The 25,485-nt window shown below is 70.7% G+C and carries 26 protein-coding genes; 15 read left to right on the top strand and 11 right to left on the bottom strand.

What is annotated here, in order from left to right; all coding sequences use genetic code 11:
• Positions 1–69 precede the first annotated feature (69 nt).
• Entirely contained in the window at positions 70–339 is a 270-nt protein-coding gene (locus OG974_RS26585; RefSeq protein WP_007266282.1) for a type II toxin-antitoxin system Phd/YefM family antitoxin, read from the top strand.
• A complete protein-coding gene (locus OG974_RS26580) occupies positions 332–595 on the top strand; it encodes a type II toxin-antitoxin system RelE/ParE family toxin (RefSeq protein ID WP_371644674.1) in 264 nt (87 codons plus the stop codon). Before OG974_RS26585 ends, OG974_RS26580 begins: the two co-directional genes overlap by 8 nt.
• Before the next feature lie 122 nt (positions 596–717).
• Here the strand turns inward: OG974_RS26580 and ychF are convergent, their stop codons facing one another.
• A complete protein-coding gene (ychF, locus tag OG974_RS26575; protein WP_327285198.1) occupies positions 718–1,806 on the bottom strand; it encodes a redox-regulated ATPase YchF in 1,089 nt (362 codons plus the stop codon).
• 135 nt (positions 1,807–1,941) lie between these two features.
• Here ychF and OG974_RS26570 point away from each other — a divergent pair, with 135 nt between their 5' ends.
• Complete coding sequence (locus OG974_RS26570; protein ID WP_327285197.1) at positions 1,942–2,469, top strand: DUF6542 domain-containing protein; 528 nt, start codon at positions 1,942–1,944, stop codon at positions 2,467–2,469.
• Between the two features lie 22 nt (positions 2,470–2,491).
• Here the strand turns inward: OG974_RS26570 and ppgK are convergent, their stop codons facing one another.
• Together ppgK and OG974_RS26560 are read right to left on the bottom strand one after the other, a co-directional pair.
• Positions 2,492–3,238: a polyphosphate--glucose phosphotransferase gene (gene ppgK, locus OG974_RS26565; protein ID WP_327285196.1), complete on the bottom strand. Its 747-nt coding sequence runs from the start codon at positions 3,236–3,238 to the stop codon at positions 2,492–2,494.
• Between the two features lie 33 nt (positions 3,239–3,271).
• The gene (locus OG974_RS26560) at positions 3,272–4,276 is read right to left on the bottom strand and encodes a 4-hydroxy-3-methylbut-2-enyl diphosphate reductase (RefSeq protein ID WP_327285195.1); all 1,005 of its coding nucleotides are present in this window, start codon (positions 4,274–4,276) and stop codon (positions 3,272–3,274) included.
• A gap of 86 nt (positions 4,277–4,362) precedes the next feature.
• On the opposite strand from OG974_RS26560, the gene OG974_RS26555 reads away from it, so the two are divergent.
• The 4 genes from OG974_RS26555 (at position 4,363) to OG974_RS26540 (ending at position 8,156) form a co-directional block, all read left to right on the top strand.
• Entirely contained in the window at positions 4,363–5,811 is a 1,449-nt protein-coding gene (locus tag OG974_RS26555) for an APC family permease (protein ID WP_328763529.1), read from the top strand.
• A 79-nt stretch (positions 5,812–5,890) separates the two neighbouring features.
• The gene (gene xseA, locus OG974_RS26550) at positions 5,891–7,150 is read left to right on the top strand and encodes an exodeoxyribonuclease VII large subunit (protein WP_328763528.1); all 1,260 of its coding nucleotides are present in this window, start codon (positions 5,891–5,893) and stop codon (positions 7,148–7,150) included.
• Positions 7,151–7,195: 45 nt separating this feature from the next.
• Positions 7,196–7,450, top strand: a complete 255-nt coding sequence (locus tag OG974_RS26545) for an exodeoxyribonuclease VII small subunit (protein WP_328763526.1) — start codon at positions 7,196–7,198, stop codon at positions 7,448–7,450.
• Positions 7,451–7,565: 115 nt separating this feature from the next.
• Positions 7,566–8,156: a malonic semialdehyde reductase gene (locus OG974_RS26540; protein ID WP_327285191.1), complete on the top strand. Its 591-nt coding sequence runs from the start codon at positions 7,566–7,568 to the stop codon at positions 8,154–8,156.
• A gap of 122 nt (positions 8,157–8,278) precedes the next feature.
• Here OG974_RS26540 and OG974_RS26535 read toward each other — a convergent pair whose 3' ends face one another.
• Positions 8,279–8,803, bottom strand: coding sequence for a DUF4245 domain-containing protein (locus OG974_RS26535; protein ID WP_327285763.1), 525 nt, complete (start codon positions 8,801–8,803; stop codon positions 8,279–8,281).
• Between the two features lie 212 nt (positions 8,804–9,015).
• Here OG974_RS26535 and glpX point away from each other — a divergent pair, with 212 nt between their 5' ends.
• Positions 9,016–10,047: a class II fructose-bisphosphatase gene (glpX, locus tag OG974_RS26530; protein WP_327285190.1), complete on the top strand. Its 1,032-nt coding sequence runs from the start codon at positions 9,016–9,018 to the stop codon at positions 10,045–10,047.
• Between the two features lie 86 nt (positions 10,048–10,133).
• On the opposite strand, the gene OG974_RS26525 is transcribed toward glpX, so the two are convergent.
• From OG974_RS26525 to OG974_RS26515, 3 genes are all read right to left on the bottom strand, one after another.
• Positions 10,134–10,532, bottom strand: a complete 399-nt coding sequence (locus OG974_RS26525) for a WhiB family transcriptional regulator (RefSeq protein WP_371644670.1) — start codon at positions 10,530–10,532, stop codon at positions 10,134–10,136.
• Between the two features lie 202 nt (positions 10,533–10,734).
• Positions 10,735–11,346 (bottom strand): TIGR03086 family metal-binding protein, encoded by a 612-nt coding sequence (locus OG974_RS26520; protein WP_371644668.1) that lies wholly within the window; start codon positions 11,344–11,346, stop codon positions 10,735–10,737.
• 65 nt (positions 11,347–11,411) lie between these two features.
• A complete protein-coding gene (locus OG974_RS26515; RefSeq protein WP_371644666.1) occupies positions 11,412–12,098 on the bottom strand; it encodes a DUF1707 domain-containing protein in 687 nt (228 codons plus the stop codon).
• 150 nt (positions 12,099–12,248) lie between these two features.
• Between OG974_RS26515 and OG974_RS26510 the strand changes: the two genes are divergently transcribed.
• The gene (locus OG974_RS26510) at positions 12,249–13,919 is read left to right on the top strand and encodes a fumarate hydratase (RefSeq protein WP_327285187.1); all 1,671 of its coding nucleotides are present in this window, start codon (positions 12,249–12,251) and stop codon (positions 13,917–13,919) included.
• 92 nt (positions 13,920–14,011) lie between these two features.
• On the opposite strand, the gene OG974_RS26505 is transcribed toward OG974_RS26510, so the two are convergent.
• Genes OG974_RS26505 through OG974_RS26495 form a run of 3 tightly spaced genes read right to left on the bottom strand, consistent with a single transcriptional unit; the run spans position 14,012 to position 15,616 of the window.
• Positions 14,012–14,860, bottom strand: coding sequence for a helix-turn-helix transcriptional regulator (locus tag OG974_RS26505; protein ID WP_327285186.1), 849 nt, complete (start codon positions 14,858–14,860; stop codon positions 14,012–14,014).
• Positions 14,861–14,874: 14 nt separating this feature from the next.
• Positions 14,875–15,390, bottom strand: coding sequence for a DUF6879 family protein (locus OG974_RS26500; protein WP_328763523.1), 516 nt, complete (start codon positions 15,388–15,390; stop codon positions 14,875–14,877).
• Positions 15,362–15,616, bottom strand: coding sequence for a hypothetical protein (locus OG974_RS26495; protein ID WP_327285184.1), 255 nt, complete (start codon positions 15,614–15,616; stop codon positions 15,362–15,364). Before OG974_RS26495 ends, OG974_RS26500 begins: the two co-directional genes overlap by 29 nt.
• Before the next feature lie 793 nt (positions 15,617–16,409).
• Here OG974_RS26495 and OG974_RS26490 point away from each other — a divergent pair.
• From OG974_RS26490 to OG974_RS26475, 4 genes are all read left to right on the top strand, one after another.
• The gene (locus OG974_RS26490; protein ID WP_327285183.1) at positions 16,410–16,559 is read left to right on the top strand and encodes a hypothetical protein; all 150 of its coding nucleotides are present in this window, start codon (positions 16,410–16,412) and stop codon (positions 16,557–16,559) included.
• Positions 16,560–16,564: 5 nt separating this feature from the next.
• Positions 16,565–17,743, top strand: coding sequence for a protein-L-isoaspartate(D-aspartate) O-methyltransferase (locus OG974_RS26485; protein ID WP_327285182.1), 1,179 nt, complete (start codon positions 16,565–16,567; stop codon positions 17,741–17,743).
• Positions 17,744–18,067: 324 nt separating this feature from the next.
• A complete protein-coding gene (locus OG974_RS26480; protein WP_327285181.1) occupies positions 18,068–18,862 on the top strand; it encodes a glycerophosphodiester phosphodiesterase family protein in 795 nt (264 codons plus the stop codon).
• Positions 18,863–19,316: 454 nt separating this feature from the next.
• On the top strand, positions 19,317–20,864 hold the full coding sequence (locus tag OG974_RS26475) for a DUF4153 domain-containing protein (protein WP_371644663.1): 1,548 nt from the start codon (positions 19,317–19,319) through the stop codon (positions 20,862–20,864).
• 132 nt (positions 20,865–20,996) lie between these two features.
• Here OG974_RS26475 and OG974_RS26470 read toward each other — a convergent pair whose 3' ends face one another.
• Positions 20,997–22,526, bottom strand: a complete 1,530-nt coding sequence (locus OG974_RS26470; protein ID WP_327285179.1) for a ricin-type beta-trefoil lectin domain protein — start codon at positions 22,524–22,526, stop codon at positions 20,997–20,999.
• A gap of 105 nt (positions 22,527–22,631) precedes the next feature.
• Between OG974_RS26470 and OG974_RS26465 the strand changes: the two genes are divergently transcribed.
• Both OG974_RS26465 and OG974_RS26460 read left to right on the top strand, forming a co-directional pair.
• Positions 22,632–24,035, top strand: a complete 1,404-nt coding sequence (locus OG974_RS26465; protein ID WP_371644661.1) for a class II fumarate hydratase — start codon at positions 22,632–22,634, stop codon at positions 24,033–24,035.
• Between the two features lie 103 nt (positions 24,036–24,138).
• The gene (locus OG974_RS26460; protein ID WP_328763515.1) at positions 24,139–24,837 is read left to right on the top strand and encodes a DUF402 domain-containing protein; all 699 of its coding nucleotides are present in this window, start codon (positions 24,139–24,141) and stop codon (positions 24,835–24,837) included.
• Positions 24,838–25,485 lie beyond the last annotated feature (648 nt).

Below are 25,485 nucleotides of genomic sequence, written 5' to 3'. Positions count from 1 at the left end.
GCACGCGCGGGGCGCCACCAGGGATTCCAGCCATTGTGTACACATGGGACACTCGGTACCCTTGGGCGTATGACGCAGCCGCTGCCCATAGAGTCCATCCGCGACGTGCGCGCGCATTTGGCTGAGGTCGTGGAGCGCGCCGACCGCGACGACGTACCCACCGTGATCACGCGCCGCGGCAAGGAAGTCGCCGCCGTCGTCTCCATCGAGGTACTGCGCAAGTACCAGGAGTGGGAAGAGCGCGAGATCAATCGGATCATCGACGAGCGCATGGCCAACCCCGCACCCGGCATCCCGATCGAGGACATCATGAGGGAGACGCTGGCGCGCAGTGAGTGAGTACCGAACCGTCTTCCGCCCCGAGGCGCAGGCCGAGCTTCGGAAGATCCCGCGCGAGACGGCGCTGCGCATCCTGGCCAAGCTGACCGAGCTGGAAAGCGATCCGCTCGACTTCAACACCACCGCACTCGCGTCCCAGCCGGACCGCCGGCGGCTACGGGTTGGCGACTACCGCGTCGTCTACACGATCGACAACGGGGAACTGGTGGTCTGGGTCGTTCACGTGGGGCACCGGTCCACCGTTTACGACACCTGACCACCGCTGACCACACGTCAGAACATCCAGCACGGCGACGACGAAGGGGGCGGACTCGACAGAGCCCGACCCCTTCTGACGTGCACGTTTGACTCAACGCCTAACATGCAGCAAGCGTACGGCTACACATTGAAGCGGAACTCGACCACGTCGCCGTCCTGCATCACGTAGTCCTTGCCCTCCATGCGGGCCTTGCCCTTGGCGCGGGCTTCGGCGACCGAGCCGCAGGCGACCAGGTCCGCGAAGGAGATGACCTCGGCCTTGATGAAGCCGCGCTGGAAGTCGGTGTGGATCACGCCGGCCGCCTCGGGGGCCGTGGCGCCCTGCTTGATGGTCCACGCGCGGGTTTCCTTCGGGCCTGCCGTCAGGTAGGTCTGGAGGCCCAGGGTGGCGAAGCCGACGCGGCCGAGGGTCGCCAGGCCGGGCTCGTCCTGACCGACCGACTGGAGGAGTTCGAGGGCTTCCTCGTCGTCCAGCTCGGAGAGGTCCTGCTCCAGCTTGGCGTTCAGGAAGATGGCCTCGGCCGGGGCGACCAGGGCGCTCTGCTCCGCCTTGAAGGCGTCGTCGACGAGCTCGTCCTCGTCCACGTTGAAGACGTAGAGGAACGGCTTGGTGGTCAGCAGGTGCAGCTCGTGGAGGAGGTCGCCCTGCTCCGTGCCCTTGGTGATGCCCTTCGAGAAGAGGGTGTCGCCCGCTTCGAGGATCTTCTTGGCCTCGACGACGGCCGCGAGGACCGCGACCTTCTCCTTCTGGAGGCGGGACTCCTTCGTCAGGCGCGGTTCGGCCTTCTCGATGGACTGGAGGTCGGCGAGGATCAGCTCGGTGTTGATCGTCTCGATGTCGTCCTTCGGCGAGACCTTGCCGTCGACGTGTACGACGTTCTCGTCCTTGAAGGCGCGGATGACCTGGCAGATCGCGTCCGACTCGCGGATGTTCGCGAGGAACTTGTTGCCCAGGCCCTCGCCCTCCGAGGCGCCGCGCACGATGCCCGCGATGTCGACGAAGTCGACCGTCGCCGGGAGGACGCGCTGCGAGCCGAAGATTCCGGCGAGGACGGCCAGGCGCGAGTCCGGGACGCCGACGACGCCGACGTTCGGCTCGATGGTGGCGAACGGGTAGTTGGCCGCCAGCACGTCGTTCTTGGTCAGGGCGTTGAACAGGGTCGACTTGCCGACATTCGGCAGGCCGACGATTCCGATCGTGAGCGACACGTTGGCGACTTCCCGTAGCTGGAGGGGGCGGCGGCCCGGGAGTGGGCCACCGGACAGTTTACTTTCCGATGAGTGGCAGTCGTTGTACGCGTGTCCCCACACCGATACCGCGCTCGGCCCGCCTAGCTTTGTGGGGTGGAGCAACACAAGACGCGTTCGGTGGATCACCCGCAGCGACAGCAGCCGGAGCGGGCGCAGCAGCGGCGCCCGGCCCAGCCCATCGGCGGTGTGCCCGCCCAGGGCGGGCGGCCACGGCCCGTGCCGGCCCGCCGGATGCCGCGGCCCCGGCTGACCGGGCTCGGCGGCGGGCTGTTCGCCAGCGTCGCGATGACCCTGGCCGGCGGGATCGCCTGGCTCCTCTTCAGCGGCTCGCTGCTCGCGTACGGGCTGCTCTTCCTGCCGGTCGCGGCCGCCACGGCCCTCTGGGTGCGCCCCGCCGACCTGATCACCGCGCCGATCTCCGCCCCGATCGCCTTCGCCGCCGGAGTCTGGCCCGTTGCGGGCGGCTCCGGCGGCTTCGGCGCGCAGCTCATGGGCATCGTGTCCGCCCTGTCGCTGCACGCCGGCTGGCTGTACGGAGGAACCCTCGTCTCGGCGCTGATCGTCGTCGTACGGAAGGCCGTGCTGATCTCCCGGCGCAGGCTCCCCCGCCGGACCGCCTAGCCGGACCGCTTGGCCGGACCGCCTAACGCGCCGGACCCCGCGCCGCCATCGCCGCCCCCACGATGCCCGCGTTGTTCTGGAGCTTCGCCGGGACGATCTCGGCCCGGACGCCCTCGATGAGCGGGAGGAACTTCTCCGGCTTGCGGCTGACCCCGCCGCCGATGATGAAGAGGTCCGGGGAGAAGAGCATCTCCACGTGCTCCAGGTACCTCTGCACCCGGTGCGCCCAGCGCTCCCAGGTGAGTTCCCCGTCCTCCTTGGCCTTGACCGACGCCCGCTTCTCCGCGTCGTGGCCCTTCAGCTCCAGGTGGCCGAGCTCCGAGTTCGGGACCAGGTGGCCGTCCGTGAACAGGGCGCTGCCGATGCCCGTGCCCAGCGTCAGCATGATCACCGTTCCGCCGCGGCCCCGGCCTGCGCCGTAGGTCATCTCCGCGATGCCGGCGGCGTCCGCGTCGTTGAGGACGGTGACGGGCCGGCCGCCGAGCCGCTTCGACAGCAGGGTCGCGGTGTCGACGCCGATCCAGCCCTTGTCCATGTTGGCCGCCGTGCGGGTGACGCCGCCTGTGACGACTCCGGGGAACGTCACTCCCACCGGCCCGTCCCAGTCGAAGTGGTTCACCACCTCGACGACGCAGCCGGCCACCCCGTCGGGGGTGGCCGGCTGCGGTGTCAGTACCTTGTGGCGCTCCTGCGCCAGCTCGCCACGGTCCAGGTCCGCGGGAGCGCCCTTGATCCCGGAACCACCGATGTCCACGCCGAAGATCTGCATGGAAACACCGTAGGGAACTTCGCGGGCTCGGGCCTACTTCTCGGCGACGAGGGCGGCCGCTTCCGCGCGCAGGTCGCGGCGCAGCTCCTTCGGCAGGGAGAAGACGATCGACTCCTCGGCGGTCTTGACGATCTCCACGTCCGCGTAGCCGCGGGCCGCCAGCCACTCCAGGACCTCTTCGACCAGGACCTCCGGCACGGAGGCGCCCGAGGTCAGGCCGACCGTGGTGACGCCCTCCAGCCAGGCCTCGTCGATCTCGCTCGCGAAGTCGACGAGGTACGCGGCGCGGGCACCGGCGTCGAGGGCGACCTCGACCAGCCGGATCGAGTTCGAGGAGTTCTTGGAGCCGACGACGATGACCAGGTCGGAGTCGGCGCCCATGACCTTGACCGCGGCCTGGCGGTTCGAGGTGGCGTAGCAGATGTCGTCGCTCGGCGGGGAGACCAGCAGCGGGAACTTGGTCTTCAGCGCGTCGACGGTCTCCATGGTCTCGTCGACCGAGAGGGTGGTCTGGGAGAGCCAGACGACCTTCGACTCGTCGCGGACCTCGACCTTCGCGACGTCCTCGGGGCCGTCCACGATCGTGATGTGGTCCGGGGCCTCGCCGGAGGTGCCGATGACCTCCTCGTGGCCCTCGTGGCCGATGAGGAGGATGTCGAAGTCCTCGTTCGCGTACCGGATGGCTTCCTTGTGCACCTTCGTGACCAGCGGGCAGGTCGCGTCGATCGTCGCGAGCTTGCCGGCCGCCGCCTCCTCGTGCACCACGGGCGCCACGCCGTGCGCGGAGAACATCACGATGGAGCCCTCGGGCACCTCTTCCGTCCGCTCGACGAAGATGGCGCCCTTCTTCTCCAGCGTCTGGACGACGTACTTGTTGTGCACGATCTCGTGCCGGACGTAGACCGGCGCACCGTACTGCTCAAGAGCCTTCTCGACGGCGATCACGGCTCGGTCAACGCCTGCGCAGTAGCCGCGCGGGGCGGCGAGCAGGACGCGTCGGGAAGCGGGAGCAGGGGCGGCAGCAGTCATGCGGTCCATCGTACGGGGGTCTCCAGGAGGCCGGGCGTCGCCCGTTCGGCACAGACTGGGTCGAACGTGCGAACCGACCGCCCCCCGGAGGAACGATGGCGTCCGTGACGGACCCCGGTACGACGCCGGGGCCCGCCCTCCGGCGGAGCCTCGGCTTCCGGGACCTGGTCGTGTACGGGCTCCTCTTCATCGCTCCCATGGCCCCGGTCGGCGTCTTCGGCACCCTCGACGCGAAATCGCACGGCGCCGTCGCGCTCGTCTACCTCTTCGCGACCATCGCGATGGCCTTCACGGCGTTCTCGTACGCGCAGATGGTCCAGGTGGCCCCGCAGGCCGGGTCGGTCTTCACGTACGCGCGCAAGGGGCTCGGCGAGGGCGCCGGCCTGATCGCCGGCTGGATGGCGATGCTCGACTACCTGCTGATCCCTGCGGTCGCGTACCTGTTCTCCGGAATCGCGATGAACGCGCTGGTCCCGGAGGTCTCCCGGTGGGTGTGGACGGCGCTGGCCGTGCTGGTGACCACCGCCTTGAACCTGTGGGGCGTACGGGCGGCCGCGCGCGTGGGCTTCGCCGTGCTGGCCATGGAGATCGCGGTGCTGCTCGTGTTCGTGGCGGCCGCGGTGACGGTGCTCGTCCAAGGCGGGGCGCAGCGCGGCTGGCTCTCACCGCTGACCGGGGACGGCTCCCTGGGCTTCTCCCTCGCAGCCGTCCTGGGCGCGGTGTCGGTGGCGGTCCTGTCGTACCTCGGCTTCGACGCGATCGCCTCCTTCGCGGAGGAGGTGACGGGGGGCTCGGCGCGGGTGGCGCGCGCGGTGCTGTTGTGCCTGGCGCTGGCCGGGGTCCTGTTCATCGCCCAGAGCTACCTGGCGGCGCTGCTGATGCCGGTGTCCTCGGCGGAGCTGGCGGCCGATCCGGCGCAGCAGGGGCCGGCCTTCTACGACGCGGTGGAGTCCTCGGTCGGTCCTTGGCTGCACGACCTGGTCGCGGTCAGCAAGGCGGTCGGGGCGGCCTTCGCGGCACTGGCCGGGCAGGCGGCGGCGGGCCGGCTGGTGTTCGCGATGGCCCGGGAGCGGCGGCTGCCGGGGGCGCTCGCGCGCACCTCGGACGGGACCCCGCGGCCGGCGCTGCTGGTGGCGGCGACGATCACGCTGATCGCGGCGGTGTGGGCGGCCCGCCGCGACGACGGGCTCGACCAGCTGGTCTCGGTGGTGGACGTCGGCGCGCTCGTGGCGTTCACGCTGCTGCACGCCTCGGTGGTCGGCTGGTTCGTGGTGAAGCGCGGGGCGGGCGAGCCGATCTGGTGGAAGCACCTGCTGCTCCCGCTGCTGGGGGCAGCGGTGACGGTCGCGGTGATCGTGGAGGCGGCCCCCGCGGCGCAGGTGGTCGGCGCGGTCTGGCTGGCGGTGGGCCTGTGCGTCCTGTACGCCCAGCGGAGCCGCCACCCCGGCCCCGGCGACCCCGGCACCCCCGGCATCACCAGCGACCCCGGCGACCCCGGCAGCCCCAGCGACCCCGGCAGCCCCAGCGGCCCGCCCACCGCGTAGCCTCCGATCCGCCCACCGCGATTGCGACACCATCGCCGCACCCTGAGACGCTGTCAGCACGGGCGGATAGCCTGCGCACATGGGTCTGAATACGTCGGCTGACGCGCCGCTGCCGGTCGGCCAGGTGTCCCGGCTCATCGGGGGCTGGGTCGACAGGCTCGGCCAGGTGTGGGTGGAGGGGCAGATCACGCAGCTCTCGCGGCGGCCGGGGGCGGGGGTGGTCTTCCTGACGCTGCGCGATCCGTCGCACGACATCTCGCTCAGCGTGACCTGCTACCGCCAGGTCTTCGACGAGGTCGCGGACGCAGTGACGGAGGGCGCGCGGGTCGTCGTGCTGGCCAAGCCGGAGTGGTACGCCCCGCGCGGGCAGCTGTCGCTGCGGGCGACCGAGATACGGCCCGTCGGCATCGGCGAGCTCCTCGCGCGGCTGGAGAAGCTCAAGCGGTCGCTCGCCTCCGAGGGGCTGTTCGCGCTGGACCGCAAGAAGCCGCTGCCGTTCCTGCCGCAGCTGATCGGGCTGGTGGTGGGGCGGGCCTCGGCCGCCGAACGCGACGTGCTGGAGAACGCCCGGCGACGCTGGCCGGCGGTCCGCTTCGAGGTACGGAACGTCGCGGTCCAGGGGGTGCACGCGGTGCCCCAGGTGATCCAGGCGGTCAAGGAGCTCGACGCCCTCGACGAGGTCGACGTGATCATCGTGGCGCGCGGCGGCGGCAGCGTGGAGGACCTGCTGCCGTTCTCCGACGAGGAGGTCGTACGGACGGTCGCGGCGGCCCGTACCCCGGTCGTGTCGGCGATCGGGCACGAGCCGGACTCCCCGCTGCTGGACCTGGTCGCGGACGTGCGGGCCTCCACGCCGACGGACGCGGCGAAGAAGGTGGTCCCGGACGTCGGCGAGGAGCTGGAGCGGGTGCGCCAACTGCAGGGCAGGGGGCTGCGGGCGGTACGCGGGCTGCTCGACCGGGAGGAGCGCGGTCTGGCGCACGCCCTCGCACGGCCGGTCTTCGTCCATCCGCAGCGGATGGTGGAGACCCGCGAGGCCGAGCTGGAGGCCCTGATGGGCCGTACCCGGCGGACGCTGGGGCACCTGTTGGACCGGGCCGATTCGGAGCTGGACCACACCCTGGCCCGGGTGGTGGCGCTGTCCCCGGCGGCGACGCTGGAGCGGGGGTACGCCGTGCTCCAGCGGGCGGACGGGCACGTGGTGCGCTCGCCGGAGGACGTCTCGGCGGACGAAGTGCTGCGGGCACGGGTGGCGGAGGGCGAGTTCTCCGTACGGGTCACCGGGCCGGACACCCGCCCGCACACCGGGCCGGACACCGCGCAGCGCGACGGCGAGTGAGCCGCACACACATTCGATGAACTGCACACACAAGGTGGGACGGGAATGACGGAGACCGATACCTCGTTGGGGTACGAGCAGGCCCGGGACGAACTCATCGAGGTCGTCCGCAAGCTGGAGGCCGGCGGTACCTCCCTTGAGGACTCCCTCGCGCTCTGGGAGCGCGGCGAGGAGCTCGCCCAGGTCTGCCGGCACTGGCTGGAAGGTGCCCGCGCGCGGCTCGACTCCGCGCTGGCGGCCCGCGAAGCGGGGGCCGACGCGGGCGACGGGGGCGGCAGGGGTGGCGCGCCGGACGCCTGAGCGGACGGGCCGCGCGTGATCCGAGTCACCCTCAAGCCGATTTAGTTGAATATTCTACGACTTTGGGGTTAAAGTCGAGCCATCGCTTCACCTCCGTATGGAAGAAGGCTTTCCGATGTCTCTCGTTCTTGACTCCGCCGCCCAGGACCTGCTGTTCCGCGAGGCCCGCACCGCCAACTCGTTCTCCGACGAGCCGGTGACCGAGGAGCAGGTCCAGGCGATCTACGACCTGGTCAAGTACGGCCCCACCGCCTTCAACTCGACGCCGCTGCGCATCACGCTGGTCCGCTCCCCCGAGGCCCGCGAGCGCCTCGTGAAGCTCATGGCCGAGGGCAACCAGACCAAGACCGCCTCCGCGCCGCTCGTCGCGATCCTCTCCGCGGACAACGAGTTCCACGAGGAGCTCCCGGCCCTGCTCCCGCACTTCCCGCAGGCCAAGGACGCCTTCTTCAGCGAGCGCCCGGTCCGCGAGCAGGCGGCGCTGATGAACGCCGCCCTGCAGGCCGCGTACTTCATCGTCGGCGTCCGCGCCGCCGGTCTGGCCGCGGGCCCGATGGGCGGCCTGGACTTCGCGGGCGTCCAGAAGGAGTTCCTGGACGACGACCACACCCCGCTGATGGTCGTCAACATCGGCAAGCCGGGCGAGGACGCGTGGTTCCCCCGCGGCCCGCGCCTGAGCTTCGACGAGGTCATCACCACCGTCTGAGTCCGCGTCCGAGTCCGGACAGACATGCGAGAAGGCCGCTCCCCGGGATCCCGGGGAGCGGCCTTCTCGTATGTCACCGTCGTATGTCACCGTCGGCGCACGTCGCGTGCGTCAGCGCCGGCTCACTGCTGCGCGCCCTGCTTGAACTCCAGCGCCGCCGCCATCTTGCCCAGGTCCTCGAACGTGGCCGTGCCGGTCACCACCGTGGCGTAGCCCTGCTCCTGGCGGACGAGGGCGTCGTACTTCTCGCCCTCCCAGCGCTCCCATGCCAGGTCTCCGACCTGCTGCGTCTGCCCCGTGGCCTTGGCCTGACGGGTGACGGCCGCCAGGTGCTTGCCCGAGGCGTCGCTGGACTGCTCGATCGCGACGTACTGCTCCTGCGGGTCCAGGAAGCCCAGGTGCCAGGCGTTCGCGGCCTTGCGGTCGAACGTCACCGAGGTCGCCCGCCACTCGGCCGGGAGCCCCACGGGTGCGGCCACCGGATACGGCGCCGCGCGCCGCGCCGTGAGCGTCTCCACCCGGTAGTCGACCACTCGTGTCGGATCGGCGTTCTCGTCATGTGGGACGAAGATGTAGATCCCAGCGACGACGACACCGATCACCGCCAGCGACCGGACCATGTCCCAGACCGTCTGCTTGCCCTTCATACCTGCCACGCCACCATCGTCCCCCATGGCCGGGAGCGATCTCCGGCGGGGTCGGCGCGGCGACCGCGCCGGTCCGCAAGATGCCCCCTCACGCCAACCGCCTGACCGATATGCCGCTCATACGTGACCCGGTCTGCTCAATTTGTCGACGTGACGATAGAGTTCCAGCACCCTCACTTCCCGGCCGTCGCCGTACAGAAAGGTGCGCTCCGATGACCGAGCACAACCTGCCGCCCCAGCTCGAAGTCTCTCCGGAGGCCCCCGACCGCAACCTGGCCCTGGAACTCGTCCGAGTGACCGAGGCCGCCGCCCTGGCCGCGGGCCGGTGGGTCGGGCGCGGCGACAAGCTCGGCGCCGACGGCGCCGCGGTCAACGCGATGCGGACCCTGATCTCCACCGTCTCGATGAACGGCGTGGTCGTCATCGGCGAGGGCGAGAAGGACGAAGCCCCCATGCTGTTCAACGGCGAGCGGGTCGGCGACGGCACCGGCGCCGAGGTCGACATCGCCGTGGACCCGATCGACGGCACCACCCTGAACGCCAAGGGCATGCCGAACGCCATCGCCGTGCTCGCCGCCGCCGACCGGGGCACCATGTTCGACCCGTCCGCGGTCTTCTACATGGAGAAGCTGGTCACCGGGCCGGAGGCCGCCGACTTCGTCGACATCAACGCCCCGGTGTCCGTCAACATCCGGCGCGTCGCCAAGGCCAAGGGCATGGCCGTGGAGGACGTCACCGTGGTCATCCTGGACCGCCCCCGCCACGAGGGCATCGTCAAGGAGATCCGCGAGACCGGCGCCCGCATCAAGTTCATCTCGGACGGCGACGTCGCCGGGTCGGTCATGGCCGTCCGCGAGGGCACCGGCGTGGACCTGCTCCTCGGCATCGGCGGCACCCCCGAGGGCATCATCTCGGCCTGCGCCATCAAGTGCCTCGGCGGCACGATCCAGGGCAAGCTGTGGCCGAAGGACGAGGCCGAACGCCAGAAGGCCATCGACGCGGGCCACGACCTGGACCGGGTCCTGCACACCAACGACCTGGTGTCGGGCGAGAACGTCTTCTTCGTCGCCACCGGCATCACGGACGGCGAGCTGCTGCGCGGCGTGCACTACCGCGCGGAGACCGCGACCACGTCCTCGCTGGTCATGCGCTCGAAGTCGGGCACGATCCGGCAGATCGACTCGACCCACCGCCTGTCGAAGCTGCGCGCCTACAGCGCGATCGACTTCGACCGCGCCCAGTAGGAGCGGGCCGGCCGGCGGCCGGCACGGCGAGAGGGGCGTCACCGCGTGCGGCGGTGGCGCCCCTCCCGTTTGCCTGCGTACGGGTTTCAGCCCGCGGCGGCTATCGGCCCGGCTCCCGGCGCCTGGCGCAGTTCCGCCGCCCGGCGCCTGCGGCGGGCCAGCACCACGCGGCGCTCGGCAGCGGTGAGCCCGCCCCAGACCCCGTACGGCTCGGGTTGGAGGAGTGCGTGCTCGCGGCAGGCGACCATCACCGGGCAGCGGGCGCACACGCGCTTGGCGGCCTCCTCGCGGGAGAGCCTGGCCGCGGTCGGCTCCTTGGAGGGGGCGAAGAACAGCCCCGCCTCGTCCCGGCGGCACACCGCCTCCGCGTGCCATGGTCCGTCGTCTTCCCTCGCCGGCACCCGCGGCTTCGGCACGGCGGCCGGACGCGCCTGAAGGCTCTGTACGGCTGCTACCTGCAGGGACTGATGCGGCGGATGCTGCACGGTCTACTCCTGACGACGTATACGCAAGCGAGAGACGATGCACCTGTCCCTACCCGCTGTGCGCGCCCCTATGCACTGCGTGGAGCAAGGGCGCCCCCCGGACGAAATTCGACCGAAACGCGACGCCGTCGTGCACGGGCACACCGTCGTGCACGGGCACGTCCCCGCCCGCGCCCGAACGCTTCCTCGCCCGTACGGCCCCTCATGCCCGCGGCGGAGTCCAGTCGGGGCGCCGGCCGAGGTGGGCGAGCAGCGAGCCGACCGGGTCGGCGGCGGGATCGGGGACGGGATCGGGGGCGGGCACGAGCGCCGCGGCGTGGGCGAAGCTGCGCAGGGGCTCCGCGAGCGCCTCCGCGGTCGGGCGCAGGGCCGCGGCGAGGGCGGGGGTCAGCGGGGAGGGCCTGCCCGTGGCGACGGCGATGTCCCAGGCGTGGACGGCGGCGTCGAGGGCGGCCGCGCCGACCGCGGTCTCGGCGGGGACCGCGAACGGGGGCAACGGTACGGCGACCTCGATCGTGCCGGGCGCGACCCCGGCGAAGGTTTCGGCCGCGGCGTCGAGCGCCGGAGCCAGCAGCTCCGCGGGGGCGCCGGGCAGGGTGGCGGAGGGTGCGAAGGGGTCCTCGGCCGGGCCGGATCCGCCGGTGAGGCGGGCGGCGTAGGCGAGCTGGTCGCCGGCCGCGTGCCGGAGCACTTGGCCGACGTTCCACCGGTCACAGGGCGTCGGGCGGCCCCAGGCGTCGGCGGGCACGCCGTCGACGGCGGAGCGCAGCGCCTCGTGCGCACGATGGAGCACGGCCCACGTGGATGCGGTCATGGGCCCGATCGCATGGGCGCCCTCCGGCCAAGTCGACTGATCCCGAGGGGCAGTTGCCCCGCGTCCTACCTCTCCAGGCGCTTGCGCATCTTGAGGGCGAGGTCGACCAGGCGGGCGCCGAGCTTGGGTCGGGCCTCGATGTTGCCCAGCAGGGCGAAGCCGCGGATGATCACCACCGGTGCGTGCGGGTCTGTGGTCTCGGCGCGGCCCTCGCCGTGCACCTCGAAGTTGCCGAGGACGCCGCTGCCGTAGCCGCGGAGCGTCACGTTCTCCGGGACCAGGATCTCGACGTTGCCGAGCACGCTCGTCACGTTGATCTCGGTGACCTGCTGCTCGAAGACGGCCTCAGTGAGGTCGATGTTCACGTCGCCCAGGACGGAGACCACGCGGGTGTGCGCGCCCGGGCGCCAGCGGCCCTTGCGGGTGGAGCTGCTGCACACGGCGACCACGGTCTCCGAGACCGGGGTCAGGCCGGCCGGCACCGGCGCCGGGGCCTGTGCGTACGCGGGCGCCGCGGCGGCGCCGCCGGGCGCGGGGAGATCCCGTACGAGCACTTCCAGCTCCCCGACCGTCTTCACGGCGTACAGGGAGTCCAGGCGATCGGAGTGCTCCTCGGCGGTCAGCCGACCCTCGGCGAGGGCGTCGGCCAGGATGGCCGCGATCCGGTCGCGGTCGGCGTCGGAGGCCCGCAGTTCGGCGGGGGCGGCTCCGGGGGCGGCGGCAGGCGCGGCGGGCTTCTTTTCCAGGTCCACGTCGGCCAGCATAGCGACACGCGATAGATCGCGATAGTCGAGAGTGAGCCTTACCTCACAGACACAGCCCGGGACGGAGGTCCTACGCTTGATAGCCGCGCTGCCAATTGGTCGCCAGCGCCGTCTGCCGAGTGAGGAATGACTGCCGTCATGCCAGAGTTTGCGTACACCGACCTGCTGCCCCTGGGCGAGGACACCACCCCCTACCGGCTGGTGACCTCGGAGGGCGTCTCGACCTTCGAGGCCGACGGCCGTACGTTCCTCAAGGTCGAGCCCGAGGCGCTGCGCAAGCTCGCCGAAGAGGCCATCCACGACATCCAGCACTTCCTGCGCCCCGCGCACCTCGCGCAGCTGCGCCGGATCATCGACGACCCCGAGGCCTCGTCGAACGACAAGTTCGTCGCGCTCGACCTCCTCAAGAACGCGAACATCGCGGCGGCCGGCGTCCTGCCGATGTGCCAGGACACGGGCACGGCGATCGTGATGGGCAAGCGCGGCCAGAACGTCCTCACCGAGGGCGGCGACGAGGCGGCGCTCTCGCGCGGCATCTACGACGCGTACACCCGCCTGAACCTGCGCTACTCGCAGATGGCCCCGCTCACCATGTGGGAGGAGAAGAACACCGGCTCCAACCTGCCCGCGCAGATCGAGCTGTACGCGACGGACGGCGGCGCGTACAAGTTCCTCTTCATGGCCAAGGGCGGCGGCTCGGCCAACAAGTCCTTCCTCTACCAGGAGACCAAGGCGGTCCTCAACGAGGCCTCCATGATGAAGTTCCTGGAAGAGAAGATCCGCTCGCTCGGTACGGCGGCCTGCCCGCCCTACCACCTGGCGATCGTCGTCGGCGGCACCTCCGCCGAGCACGCGCTGAAGACCGCGAAGTACGCCTCCGCGCACTACCTGGACGAGCTGCCGACCGAGGGCTCCCCGCTGGGCCACGGCTTCCGCGACGAGGCCCTGGAGCAGCAGGTCTTCGAGCTGACCCAGAAGATCGGCATCGGCGCGCAGTTCGGCGGCAAGTACTTCTGCCACGACGTCCGCGTCGTCCGCCTGCCCCGCCACGGCGCGTCGCTGCCGGTGGCCATCGCCGTGTCCTGCTCGGCGGACCGCCAGGCCACCGCGAAGATCACCGCCGAGGGCGTCTTCCTGGAGCAGCTGGAGCGCGACCCGGCCCGCTTCCTGCCGGACACCACGGACGAGCACCTGTCCGAGTCCTCGGACGTCGTCGCCATCGACCTGAACCAGCCGATGGACGACATCCTGGCGACCCTCACGCAGCACCCGGTGAAGACCCGCCTCTCGCTGACCGGCCCGCTGGTCGTGGCGCGCGACATCGCGCACGCCAAGATCAAGGAACTGCTGGACTCGGGCGCGGAGATGCCGCAGTACCTGAAGGACCACCCGGTGTACTACGCGGGCCCGGCGAAGACCCCCGAGGGCTACGCCTCGGGCTCCTTCGGCCCGACCACGGCCGGCCGCATGGACTCGTACGTCGAGCAGTTCCAGGCGGCGGGCGGCTCGAAGGTCATGCTGGCCAAGGGCAACCGCTCCCAGCAGGTGACGGACGCCTGCGGCACGCACGGCGGCTTCTACCTCGGCTCGATCGGCGGCCCGGCGGCGCGCCTGGCCCAGGACTGCATCAAGAAGGTCGAGGTCCTGGAGTACGAGGAGCTCGGCATGGAGGCGGTCTGGAAGATCGAGGTCGAGGACTTCCCGGCGTTCATCGTGGTGGACGACAAGGGCAACGACTTCTTCACTTCGCGTGAACCCGAGCAGCCGACGTTCACCAGCATCCCGGTGCGCGGCCCCGGCCTCGGCTGAGCCCGGTAGCAGCACCTGTTGAGAGCCCCTGGCATCCGCCGGGGGCTCTCTGCTTGATCTGAGGTCTCATGTCCGGCTGGATGCGACCGCTCTCAGTCCAGGGCCGCCAACGCACCCGCTACGAGGGAACGTGCCGCAGCGCCCCGCACAGCCCCTTGTGAGAGCCGGTCGAAGGCCCGGGCGTACAGCTCGACCTGACTCGGCTGAGTGAGCGTGGAAGCGGCGTCCAGCGTGTCCGCGTGCACCCTGGTGTCATCGAAGATCGTGAAGGTTGGCATGGGCCATACGGTCCGTTGCGCCGAGAACGGGATGACGCCCACGGCGACGTTCTGGAGATCCATCACCCCGAGCAGGTGACCAAGTTGGGCTGCCATGGTTTCCGGACTGCACATCCGGTACCGCAGTACGGCTTCCTCCAACACGAAAGAGAACCGTCGGGCGCCATTGTTCAGCACCGCGTTTCGTCGTATGCGGGCCGCCACGGCGTCACTCACATCGTCCGGGGTCCCCCGGAAGCCCGCGATGGACGACAGCAGAGCACCGGCGTATCCAGGTGTCTGGAGGAATCCGGGGATCACGTCCGAGACGTAGACCCGAAACATCTTGGTCTGCTGGTACAGGTCCCCCGTGGACTCTTGCAGGCGGCGGAGACCGCTCCGCTGAAGTCGTCTCCACTGAACGTGCGCATCGGCTGATTGCCTGTTTGCCGCGATCAGGTCGAGGACCTGATCGTCAGCGGAGCAAGCTCGGCACCACGCCCTGATGTCAGCGTCGGAGGGAGGTGTCTTGGCATTCTCGATCCGGGACGACTTCGACTCCGACCAACCGCATCTGACGGCCAGCTCCCGCCCGCTGATGCACGCATCCCTTCGTATCTCGCGCAGACGGCCGGCAAGGTCTTCGCGGGCCTTCTGCACGCTTGAGGACGGGTGCGGGGGCATGGAGCTGGCTTTCGTCAGATCTCGTACTGGTCGTGCGGAATCGCTCGCTCCCAGACTGCTTCGAAGGCAGCGGAGCACAGCTTTACGGTCTCCGGGTCGGACGTGATCTCGTCCTCGACCACTGCTCCGTCGCCGGAGAAGTGGTGCACACGGAGGAGAGCGCCGTCGAACAGCCAGAAGTCATTGCCCGGCAGGGGGATGCTCGTTGCCCGGCGGCGTGGCAGCCACCGGACTGCCTCACCCGCCGTGACGTTGGCGTGGGTGACGTAGTGCTCCCAGCGGATGTAATCCGATACCGGCTCGGAGACCACCCGGGCTCGGCGGACAGTTACGCCACGGGCCACAGTGTCCTTGATCAACTGATCGTAGGGATGCCACCAGGACTCGCGGTCATCCCAGTTGATCCGCTCACCGCGCTTCCACGCCTCGAACCGATCAGTCGGGGCGTAGGAGTCGCGCAGCTCCAGGTGGACAGCAGATCGCTCGCACTGGCCAAGCAGCTCAGCGAAGCTGGGCACGCTCGACGGCATCACACGCCTCCCTGATCACCGGGATCATCCGGGCCGGAATCCTCACGATGGCTTCGCTGTCGGGGACCGGCCCGTTCGCGGGGCTGTTCGCCTCGCACTCCGCCTGAGTCTCGACGCTCGGCTTCCATCCCTGCAACAGGATCTCCTGAGCTTCCGCGTCCGCCCACACGGTGGGGCAGTGGTCCCGGTCCGTGTTCGGGTCGATGCCGACGAACTGTACGGCCATGGCTGGCTCCCTGGTCTAGGTGCTTGCTCGGGCTTACATGAGGCTCTCCGAACAGCAGATACGGCGTCAATAGCGCTATCGGCCATGCGAATTGGTGTGCAAGGTCATGCAAGTTTGTGGAGCCTCAAGCCAGCCGCTCCCTAAGTTCGTTCCGTCGACTTCGGGAGCGATCGGGAGGACGCCATGGCGGGCACCGTGCATACGGTGGAACAGGCGTGGGAGTACGTGACCTACACGGAGAAGCGTGAGATGTGCCCCGCATGCAAGAAGCCCATCCGGCTCGATCGGCCTGCCCGACGGGGGATGCTCGGGCGGTCGGACGGGAATCCCGCCGTTGCCTACTGGCACACCAGCTGCGCGCCCGAGGGGGCCCGCCGGTGAGACGCGTTCTCCGGTACGCGCAGCACCGGATCATCAGGCACCCCGAAGCCAAGGTGAACGTGGCTGCGTCCTGCCAGCAGCGTGAATGCTGCTGGCAGTCGTCCGAGAGTTCCGATGTGGCCGACGTCGACCGTCAGTGCATGGCCCACACCGGACTGACGGGCACGACGCATTCACCCGGAAGTTCACGGACGTGGCACTCGTCCTGCGGGTGGACGAGTGAAGGACGGCGGTGCGCAGCCCTCACGCTTGCGTGCCGTCCTGGTCACCCTCGGGGCGGTCGCGTGGACCCTCACCGTGGCGCTGATGGTCGCCCGAGGAGCACGCGCCTGATGGCGCACAGTCCAGCACAGACCCCCGCTCCTCACGGGGCGGGTGCACGTTCGTCAAACCGACTACCCAGGAGGAACCAGTGAGCGGAAAGCACGGCGGCGGTACGGGCAGCGGCCAGGGCGGCAGTCAGCAGGACGACGGCAGCAGCGGGCACGGACACGGAGGCGGCGGCACCGACACCGGTAGCGGCGGCAACTCCTCCGACGGCTCCGGCCCCGCGAAGAAGTAGGTCAGATGGCCGCGCGCACAGAAGAGGCGGGCCCCCAGGGGCTCGCCTCCGCGCTCGTCCAGTCGGGCGCTCTGCACTCCGATTGGCTGCCGACATACAAGGCAGTCCTTCGAGACCGGTTCGTGCCCGACCGCATTTGGCCGGGCATCCCTGACGGCACCCGACAGAACCCGTTGGTGGACCGCACCACGGCCCCCGACGCCTGGCTCCGCGCGGTGTTCTCCGACATCCCTCTCACGACGCAGTGGGACGACGGCAACCATGCGGGTGACGGCCTCGGCACGACCCCGAGCAGTTCCAGTTCCCAACCACACATGGTGTTTTCGATGCTGGCCGATCTCGATGTGAGGGACGGCCATCGGGTCCTTGAGATCGGTACGGGTACGGGCTGGAACGCGGGTCTCCTCTCACACCGACTCGGGTCGGGGAACGTGGTCTCCATCGAGTTCGACCCCGAGGTGGCCAAGGGTGCGGGCGAGAACCTTCGGGGTGCACTCCTGTCCCCCCTGGTGATCGTGGGAGACGGCCGGCTGGGCTACGCGGGAGGTGCGCCGTACGACCGTGTCATTGCGACGTGCTCGATCGGTGAGGTTCCCTCCGCGTGGGTCGAGCAGACCGCTACCGGCGGGGTCATCGTTGCCCCCTGGGGAACGGAGTACGGGGGCGAAGCCATCGCTCGCCTGACCGTGAACGACGACGGCACGGCGAGCGGCCACTTCACCCGCTCCAGCGCCTTCATGCGCCTGCGACAGCAGCGCCAGAACCAGCCCCCGCACAACGAGTACCTCAAGGACCAGGAATGGCCCGCAGACGGCGACAGGAGCACAACGACGCTCTCTCCCGCCGAGGTCGGTGGGTGGCTCGAACAGTTCGTGATCGGGCTCTGCATGCCGGGGGCGTTCTGGACGGTAGAGCGCTACGCCGATGGCGCGTACACGCTGTGGACGTACAGCACCGACACGAAGTCGTGGGCCTCGGCCGACTATGAACCGGAGCGACAGGAGTACGACGTAGTTCAGTGCGGCCTCCGCAGGCTGTGGGACGAGACCGAAGCCGCCTACCGCTGGTGGGTGCAGCAAGGGCGACCCGGATTCGATCGCTTCGGCCTGACCGCAGACAGCAACGGCGGACGGACGTGGCTCGACTCCCCGAACAACCTCGTAACGGTTCACCACTCCGCATAGCGGTGGACAAACGCAAGAAGAACCCCCCAGCGGAAACTGGGGGGTTGTCTGCACCGAGAGAAGCGGACGATGTCGCATTCTCCGCTCCACGCTTCATGGGCTTTCCCCAAGAAAGCTTCAAGACATTCGCTCCCCTCACTCGCCGTTTAGCCTCGCGCTTGCCAGCGGGGCACTTGCTTCACAACGTTCTTCCGCCAGGGTGGCGGACTCAAGAAGGCCGTTTAAACGCCGAGGGCATGAACGCGTCACGGCGGCCCCGGCCGTTCAGCCACCCGGGAGCGTCCCGTACCGGGGTGGTCACCGCATCCGGCTAACGTCTGGGGCATGACTGAGCTGTTCTCCCCCGCCCCGCGCGACGTGCGGGTCATCGCCCATCGCGGGGCTTCCCACGAGCACCCCGAACACACCCTCGCCGCATACCGGCAGGCCATCGCCGACGGCGCGGACGCGCTGGAGTGCGACGTGCGGCTGACCGCCGACCAGCGGCTCGTCTGTGTGCACGACCGGCGGGTGGAGCGGACCTCCGACGGACGCGGCGTGGTCTCCGAGATGACCTACGAGCAGCTGGCCGCGCTCGACTTCGGCGGCTGGAAGGGCGAGGAGCACCACGGGGCACGGGTGCTCCTCTTCGAGGACCTGCTCAAGGAGGCGCTGGCCGCCGACCGGCCCGTCGGGCTGGCCGTCGAGACCAAGCACCCCACCCGGGCCGGCGGCCGGCTGGAGGCCGCGCTCGTGCGCATGCTCAAGGAGCACGGGCTCGCCGACGGCTGCGGCGGCCGCGTCGAGGTGATGAGCTTCTCCCGGAACGCCCTGACCCGTTTGCACCGGCTCGCGCCCGGGCTGCCCTCCGTGTACTTGATCGAGCGCAGGCTCCGGCCGGTCCGGCCGCCGTTCGCGACCCATGCGGGCCCGGGGATCGACCTCGTACGCCGCGATCCCGGGCTGGTGGGGCGGTTGCGGGCGAAGGGGCTGCGGGTGCGGGTGTGGACCGTGGACGAGCCGGAGGACGTCGAACTGTGCCTGCGGCTCGGGGTGGACACGATCATCACCAACCGCCCGCGTCAGGTCCGTGAGCAACTGGAATCGCTCCGGACGGCCGGCGGAGCGTCCCGCGCCTGATTGTCACCGTCCTGCCACAAGAGCTTCTTGAATCTGTTCAAAACTGTGTGCCATCGGCCTACCCTGTCGGCCGCGCCGCCCCTCACCCGTGTCTCGGGGCGGCCTACAGGGGAGGGACCTGATGTCCGAGAACGCCGACCAGCCGGAACACGAGGCTGCCGGGAACGGTGCCGCCGCCGAACCGGTGGTGCCACAGACCACGAAGGGGTCCGAAGGGCCGCCGGGGGACGGCCCCCCGGGTGACGGCCCCCCAGCCACCACACCGGCACCGGCGCCGGCGCCGGCACCAGCAGCACCCGCAGCGACAGAGGCACCGGCAGCCACACCGGCACCCGCAGCGGCACCGGCAGTAGCAGCCGCACCCGTAGCGACAGAGGCAGCGGCACCGGCTCCGCCGCAGCCGCCCGCACCCGGCCTGCCCGGGCACGACCCGGCCGCCTGGCACGCCTGGCTGATGTGGCAGCACCAGCTGCGCCACCAGCAGGCCCAGGCCCGGGCCGCCGAGAAGGCCGCGTCCTCGATCGGTAACCGGGTCCGCCCCGCCGAGGCCGCTCCGATCCGCACCGCCGCCCTCGTGGCCGTGCTCGTCGGCGGTCTCGCCTGCGCCGTCCTCCTCGGCGACGGCCTCGGCCCCGGGCTGCTGTTGGCGGCGCTGCCGGCCATGGTGGCCGCGTACGTCTCGGCCCGGGCGGCCGGCCGCACGGCCCGGCCCTGGACGCTCGTGTGGGTCCTCGGCTGCGTGGCCCTGCTCGGCGTTCCGGCCCTGCGCGACTCCGCCTGGCCGGCCACGCTGGCGATCCTCGCCGTCATCGTGCTGGCCGCACTGGCCCTGCACGGCAGCAGGCGGTGGCCGGGGGTGCTGCTCAGCCCGGCCGGGTTCGCCCTCACCGCGGTCACCGGGATCCGCTGGGCCTGGCAGGGCCTGCGTACGCGCGGTGGCGGCCTGCGCCGCGACCAATGGCTGCCCGTCGCCAAGGCGACCGTGGTGGCGGCCGGCCTGCTCCTCGTCTTCGGGGCGCTGTTCGCCTCCGCCGACGCCGCCTTCGCCGACCTGCTGGGCGACCTGGCCCCGAACGTCTCGCTCCCGTACGCGCCGCTGCGGGTCCTGCTCTTCCTGCTCGGCGTGGTCCTCGCGCTCGCCGTCGCCCGCACCGCCGCGGCTCCGCACCGCTGGGACCGGGTCAAGGTGGCCCCCGGCAAGGCGCGCTCGCGGGTCGAGTGGGGTCTGCCGCTGATCGTGCTCAACCTGCTCTTCGCCGGCTTCAACTCCGTGCAACTGGCCGTGCTGTTCGGCGGCTACCGCAAGGTTCTGGAGAGCACCGGACTCACCTACTCCGAGTACGCCCGCCAGGGGTTCTGGCAGCTCCTCTGGGCCACCGTGTTCGTCCTGGCGGTGATCGGGCTCGCCCTGCGATGGGCGCCGCGCGGCACCGCGGCCGACCGCCGCTTCGTCCGGTCCGTCCTGGGCACCCTGTGCCTGCTGACGCTGGTAGTGGTCGCCTCGGCGGTGCGCCGCATGGACCTGTACGTCGCCGCGTACGGGCTGACCAGGCTGCGGCTGTCGGTGGTCACCATGGAGCTGTGGCTCGGTCTGGTGATCGTGCTGCTCATGGCGGCCGGGGTCGCCGGAGGCCGCTGGCTGGCCCGCGCCGTGGTCGGCAGCGCCGCGCTGACGGTGTTGGCCTTCGGACTGCTGTCCCCGGACGGGATGGTCGCCGAGCGCAACGTGGCCCGGTTCGAGCAGGACGGGAAGATCGACCTGGCCTACTTCCGCTACCTGTCGGCGGACGCTGCGCCCGCCCTGGACCGGCTTCCGGAACCCCAGAGGTCCTGCGCCCTGCTCGGGATCCGCGACGACCTGCGCTCCGCGGGCGAGGCGCCCTGGTACGCCACGAGCCTCGGCGAGCGCCGCGCCCGCGAGGTGCTGCGCGAACGCCCGCTCGCGCCGTCGGCCCTCAAGGAGTGCGGTCGGCTCGGCGGGTTCGGCGCCCGCTCCGAGTAGCCGGGCGCAAGGACACCCGGATGCAAAGACACCCGGCCGGGGTACGCCGGCCGGGTGTGGGGGGATGGGGTGGTGCGGGGCGGGGTTGCACGCTGCGCCCGCTGCGCGCCGCGCCGTCAGGTGCTGCGCGCGCTACACGAAGCGCTGGTTCGCCGTGCCGTTGCAGGTCTGCAGGCGCAGCCGGTCGTGGGCGGCGGCCACGGTCAGGCACATGCCGGGGGAGGCCGCGGGGCGCAGGGTGGCGCCGTCGCGGACCCATTGCTGGTTCGCGCCGCCGTGACAGTTCCAGAGGATCAGGCCGGTGCCGGCCCCGTAGTTGGCGCCCGGGGCGTCCAGGCAGCGGTCGTGGGTGAGCTCGATGTGGACGGACTTGTTCGCCGAGTCGTACCACCAGCCCTGGTTGCGTCCGCCGTGGCAGTCCCAGCCCAGGACGGCCGTCTCGTTGGCGCTGGAACCTCCGTTGGCGTCGAGGCAGTTGCCGGTCGCCTCGTTCTTCAGGGGCCGGTACAGGTCGTCCCAGGCGCCGGCTTGGAGTACGGGCGTGCCGGTGCTCGCCGGGTCGGCGCAGGAACCCTCGCGCAGGCCCGAGTTGTAGAGCTGGGTCAGGCAGGAAGCGAACGCGCCGTGGCCGCGGTAGTTGGGGTGGAAGGACTGGCGGGCGGTGTTCTCGTCCCACGGGAAGTGGTCGCCGAGGTCCAGGTAGAGGCCGCGGGCCCAGGTGTCCTCCATGCACACCTCGTGGCCCTGGAAGAGACGCGAGTTGTCCAGGTACGTCGCGCCCGAGGCGAGGGCGGCCGCGCGCATGCCCTTCTCGAAGGTGGGCACCGCGTAGTTGCGGCCCCAGGCGGCGTCGGAGTCGTAGCCGGCGCAGCCTCCGGGGAGCTTGCCGGGGAAGTTCGGGTTGTCGTAGAAGTCGGGCCCGATGGGGCTGGGGTAGCCCATCACGACGAGCTTGTAGTCGGAGTCGGCGTAGCCCGCGTCGCGCATCACCGTCTTGAGGTCGGCGACGGTGGACTCGACCTTGGGCTTGAGGCCGTCGACGCGCGCCTGCCAGCCCGGACCGTACTTGGGCTCGCAGGTGCCCTGGCTGAGCACCCAGCGGGTCACGCAGTCGGTCATGACCGGGCCGAACTGGAGGTCGTCGTTGGCGCCGGCAACGAGCAGCACCATCTTGATCTTCGTGTTGCGGGCCTTGACGGCGAGGCTGTCGCTCTGCACCAGCTCGTCGGCGTACTGCTTGCTGCCGCCGATCCGGATGTTGCCGGTGTAGCCGCCGGAGCACGCGACGTTGAAGGTCAGGTCCGCCGGGATGCCGGTGCGGTGGATCGCGGAGTCCGGCGAGCGGTGGCACTGGTTGTTCGGGGTGTTGGTGGCCGGGTCGTAGTTGCCCACGCCCTCGCCCGAAATCTCGCTGTCGCCGAGCGAGATCAGGCCGGTCTTGCGCTCGTTCAGCGGGCGGATCGCCGCGTCGCCGTAGATCTTGACGGCCTCCGCCGCGCGGATGGCCTCCAGCTCGGGCGAGAGCGGGGTCGCCGCGGCGGCGGGGCCGGTGGCCGCGTGGGCCATGGGGGTGATGGCGGTGACGCCCCCGAGGGCGGCCGCGACGGCCGCGACGGCGGCGAAGGAAGATCTGAGTCCGGGTCTCGTACGTACACGTGCCATGAACGCCTCCCCTGTCGGTGTTACCCACGGTATTTACTGGCCGGTAGGGGACTTGGGAACACTTCGAACAAGACAATTGCTCAACTTTTTGAGGAGGCAACGAACATGACCGATGATCAGAACCAGGGCCCCTACCGGACCGAGCACGATTCGATGGGCGAGGTACGGGTGCCCGCGCACGCCAAATGGCGAGCTCAGACCCAGCGCGCGGTGGAGAACTTCCCCGTCTCCGGGCAGCGCCTGGAGCGCGCCCACATCGAAGCGCTCGCACTCGTCAAGGCGGCGGCCGCCACGGTGAACGCGAAGCTCGGGGTGGTGGATGAGGACGTGGCCGAAGCGATCCGGTCCGCCGCCGCGGAGGTGGCCGGGGGCCGCTGGGACGAGCACTTCCCCGTCGACGTGTTCCAGACCGGGTCCGGGACCTCGTCCAACATGAACACCAACGAGGTGATCGCCACCCTGGCGAGCGAACGCCTCGGCCGCGACGTCCACCCCAACGACCACGTCAACGCCTCGCAGAGCTCCAACGACGTGTTCCCGTCCTCCATCCACATCGCCGCGACCGCCGCCGTCACGCGCGAGCTGATCCCGGCCCTGGAACACCTGGCCGCCGCCCTGGAGCGCAAGGCCGCCGAGTTCGCGGAGGTGGTGAAGGCGGGCCGGACCCACCTGATGGACGCCACTCCGGTGACCCTGGGCCAGGAGTTCGGCGGGTACGCCGCCCAGGTGCGCTACGGCATCGAGCGGCTGCGGGCGGCCCTGCCCCGGCTCGCCGAACTGCCGCTGGGCGGGACCGCGGTGGGCACCGGGATCAACACCCCGCCCGGGTTCTCCGCGGCCGTGATCGCCGAGGTGGCCGCCGCGACCGGGCTGCCGCTGACCGAGGCCCGCAACCACTTCGAGGCCCAGGGGGCGCGGGACGCGCTGGTGGAGACCTCGGGGATGCTCCGTACGATCGCCGTCTCGCTGACCAAGATCTCCAACGATCTGCGCTGGATGGCCTCGGGACCACGCACGGGATTGGCCGAAATCAATCTGCCCGACCTCCAGCCGGGCTCCTCGATCATGCCCGGGAAGGTCAACCCGGTGGTCCCGGAGGCCGTACTCATGGTCGCCGCACAGGTGACCGGCAACGACACGACCGTCGCCGTCGCGGGCGCGGCAGGCAATTTCGAGCTCAATGTGATGCTCCCGGTCATGGCCAGGAACCTGCTGGAATCGATCCGGCTGCTCGGTAACGCGAGCCGCCTGCTGGCCGACCGCACCATCGACGGGATCACCGCCAACGAGGCGCGGGCCAGGGAGTTCGCCGAGTCCTCCCCCTCCGTGGTGACCCCGCTGAACCGGTACATCGGCTACGAGGAAGCGGCCAAGGTCGCCAAGAGGGCCCTCGCCGAGCGGAAGACGATCAGGGAGGTCGTGCTGGAGTCCGGCTACGTCGACCGCGGCGACCTGACCCTGGAACAACTGGACGAGGCGCTGGACGTCCTGCGGATGACCAGGCCCTGAAAACGTTTCTGGTCAGGGGCCGGATTCGGTCGTTTCCCGTCCCCGCACACCTCCGTGACCTGCACCGCAGCGGGCGCAGGGGCCCCAGCCCTAAGATCTGCGCATGACAGGTACCGGAGGCCGCGGGGGCGGCGACGACGCGCAGGGCACCCGCTGGCGGCCCGGGGAGCAGGTCCTCTGGCGCTACCGCGACCACGCCCCGGACCTGAAGGGCGCGGTCCACATCTGCCGCCCGGTGACCGTGGTGCGGGACACCGACGAGCTGCTGGCGGTGTGGATGGCCCCCGGCACCGAGTGCGTCAAGCCGGTGCTGGCCGACGGCACCCCCGTCCACGAGGAACCCCTGGCCACCCGGTACACCGCGCCGCGCACCACCGTGCGGGCGCGGTGGTTCGGCGCCGGCGTGCTGAAGCTGGCCCGGCCCGGGGACCCGTGGTCGGTATGGCTGTTCTGGGAGCACGGCTGGCGGTTCAAGAGCTGGTACGTGAACCTTGAGGAGCCGCGGACCCGGTGGTCCGGCGGGGTCGACTCGGTGGACCACTTCCTGGACATCTCCGTCTACCCGGACCGCACCTGGGAGTGGCGCGACGAGGACGAGTTCGCACAGGCCCAGCGGTCCGGTCTGATGGACGCCGAACAGGCCCACCGGGTGCAGGTCGCGGGGCGGGCGGCGGTGGACGTGATCAAGGCGTGGGGGGCGCCGTTCTCCGACGGTTGGCAGGACTGGCGGCCGGATCCCGCCTGGGGAGTTCCGGCCCTGCCGGAGGACTGGGACCGCACTCCGGCGCATATGACCTCATGAGACCCTTGATGCGCCCCCGGGGTTCAAACGTAAGATCTGCCTCCGCAGGTCGCGCGCGGGAGGTGCGCCAGACCGCACATCCGTAAATGTCGTGCCGTACGCAGGACTTGACCGGAGGTCAACGCAGAGCGAGAGGTAACGAGCGGGACGCGGAACCGCGGGCGATGGTGCCCCCGCCGCTGAGCGGGTATACCGCGACTGACCGAGTTGAGTGCAGCGCACATCGAGCGCAAACGGACGGAATTCCACGCGTGACGGAGTACCCCACCTCGCAGGAGGGCCCGCAGCCTACCGCGGCCGCCGCGACACCGGCCCCGGGCGGCCCCGCCGTGCCCGCTCACGGCGGCGGTGCGGACGAGCTGGGCCACGGCAAGGCCCCCGTCCCCGCGGCCGAGGCCGTACGCGGTTCGGCCGTGCCCGGCGACGACCCCGTCCGCTCGGACGTGCCGCGCCCGCGCGCCGAGGGCGTCCCCGCCCCGCAGGAGGGGAGCCCCCGGCCGGCCCGCGGCCGCTCCCGCGCCGCCAGCCAGGGCTCGGCCGGCCGCCGCGGCCGCGACGCCGAGTCGGCCCGTAACACCGCGGCGGGCGGGTCCCGTTGGCGCGACGGCGAAGCCGCCCGGAACGCCGCGCACACGGCGGCTGCCCCCG

This window comes from Streptomyces sp. NBC_00597 (assembly GCF_041431095.1).
Classification (GTDB): Bacteria; Actinomycetota; Actinomycetes; order Streptomycetales; family Streptomycetaceae; genus Streptomyces.
The sequence above is the reverse complement of the archived record's forward strand: the minus strand, read 5'-3'. Positions and strand labels throughout refer to the sequence as shown.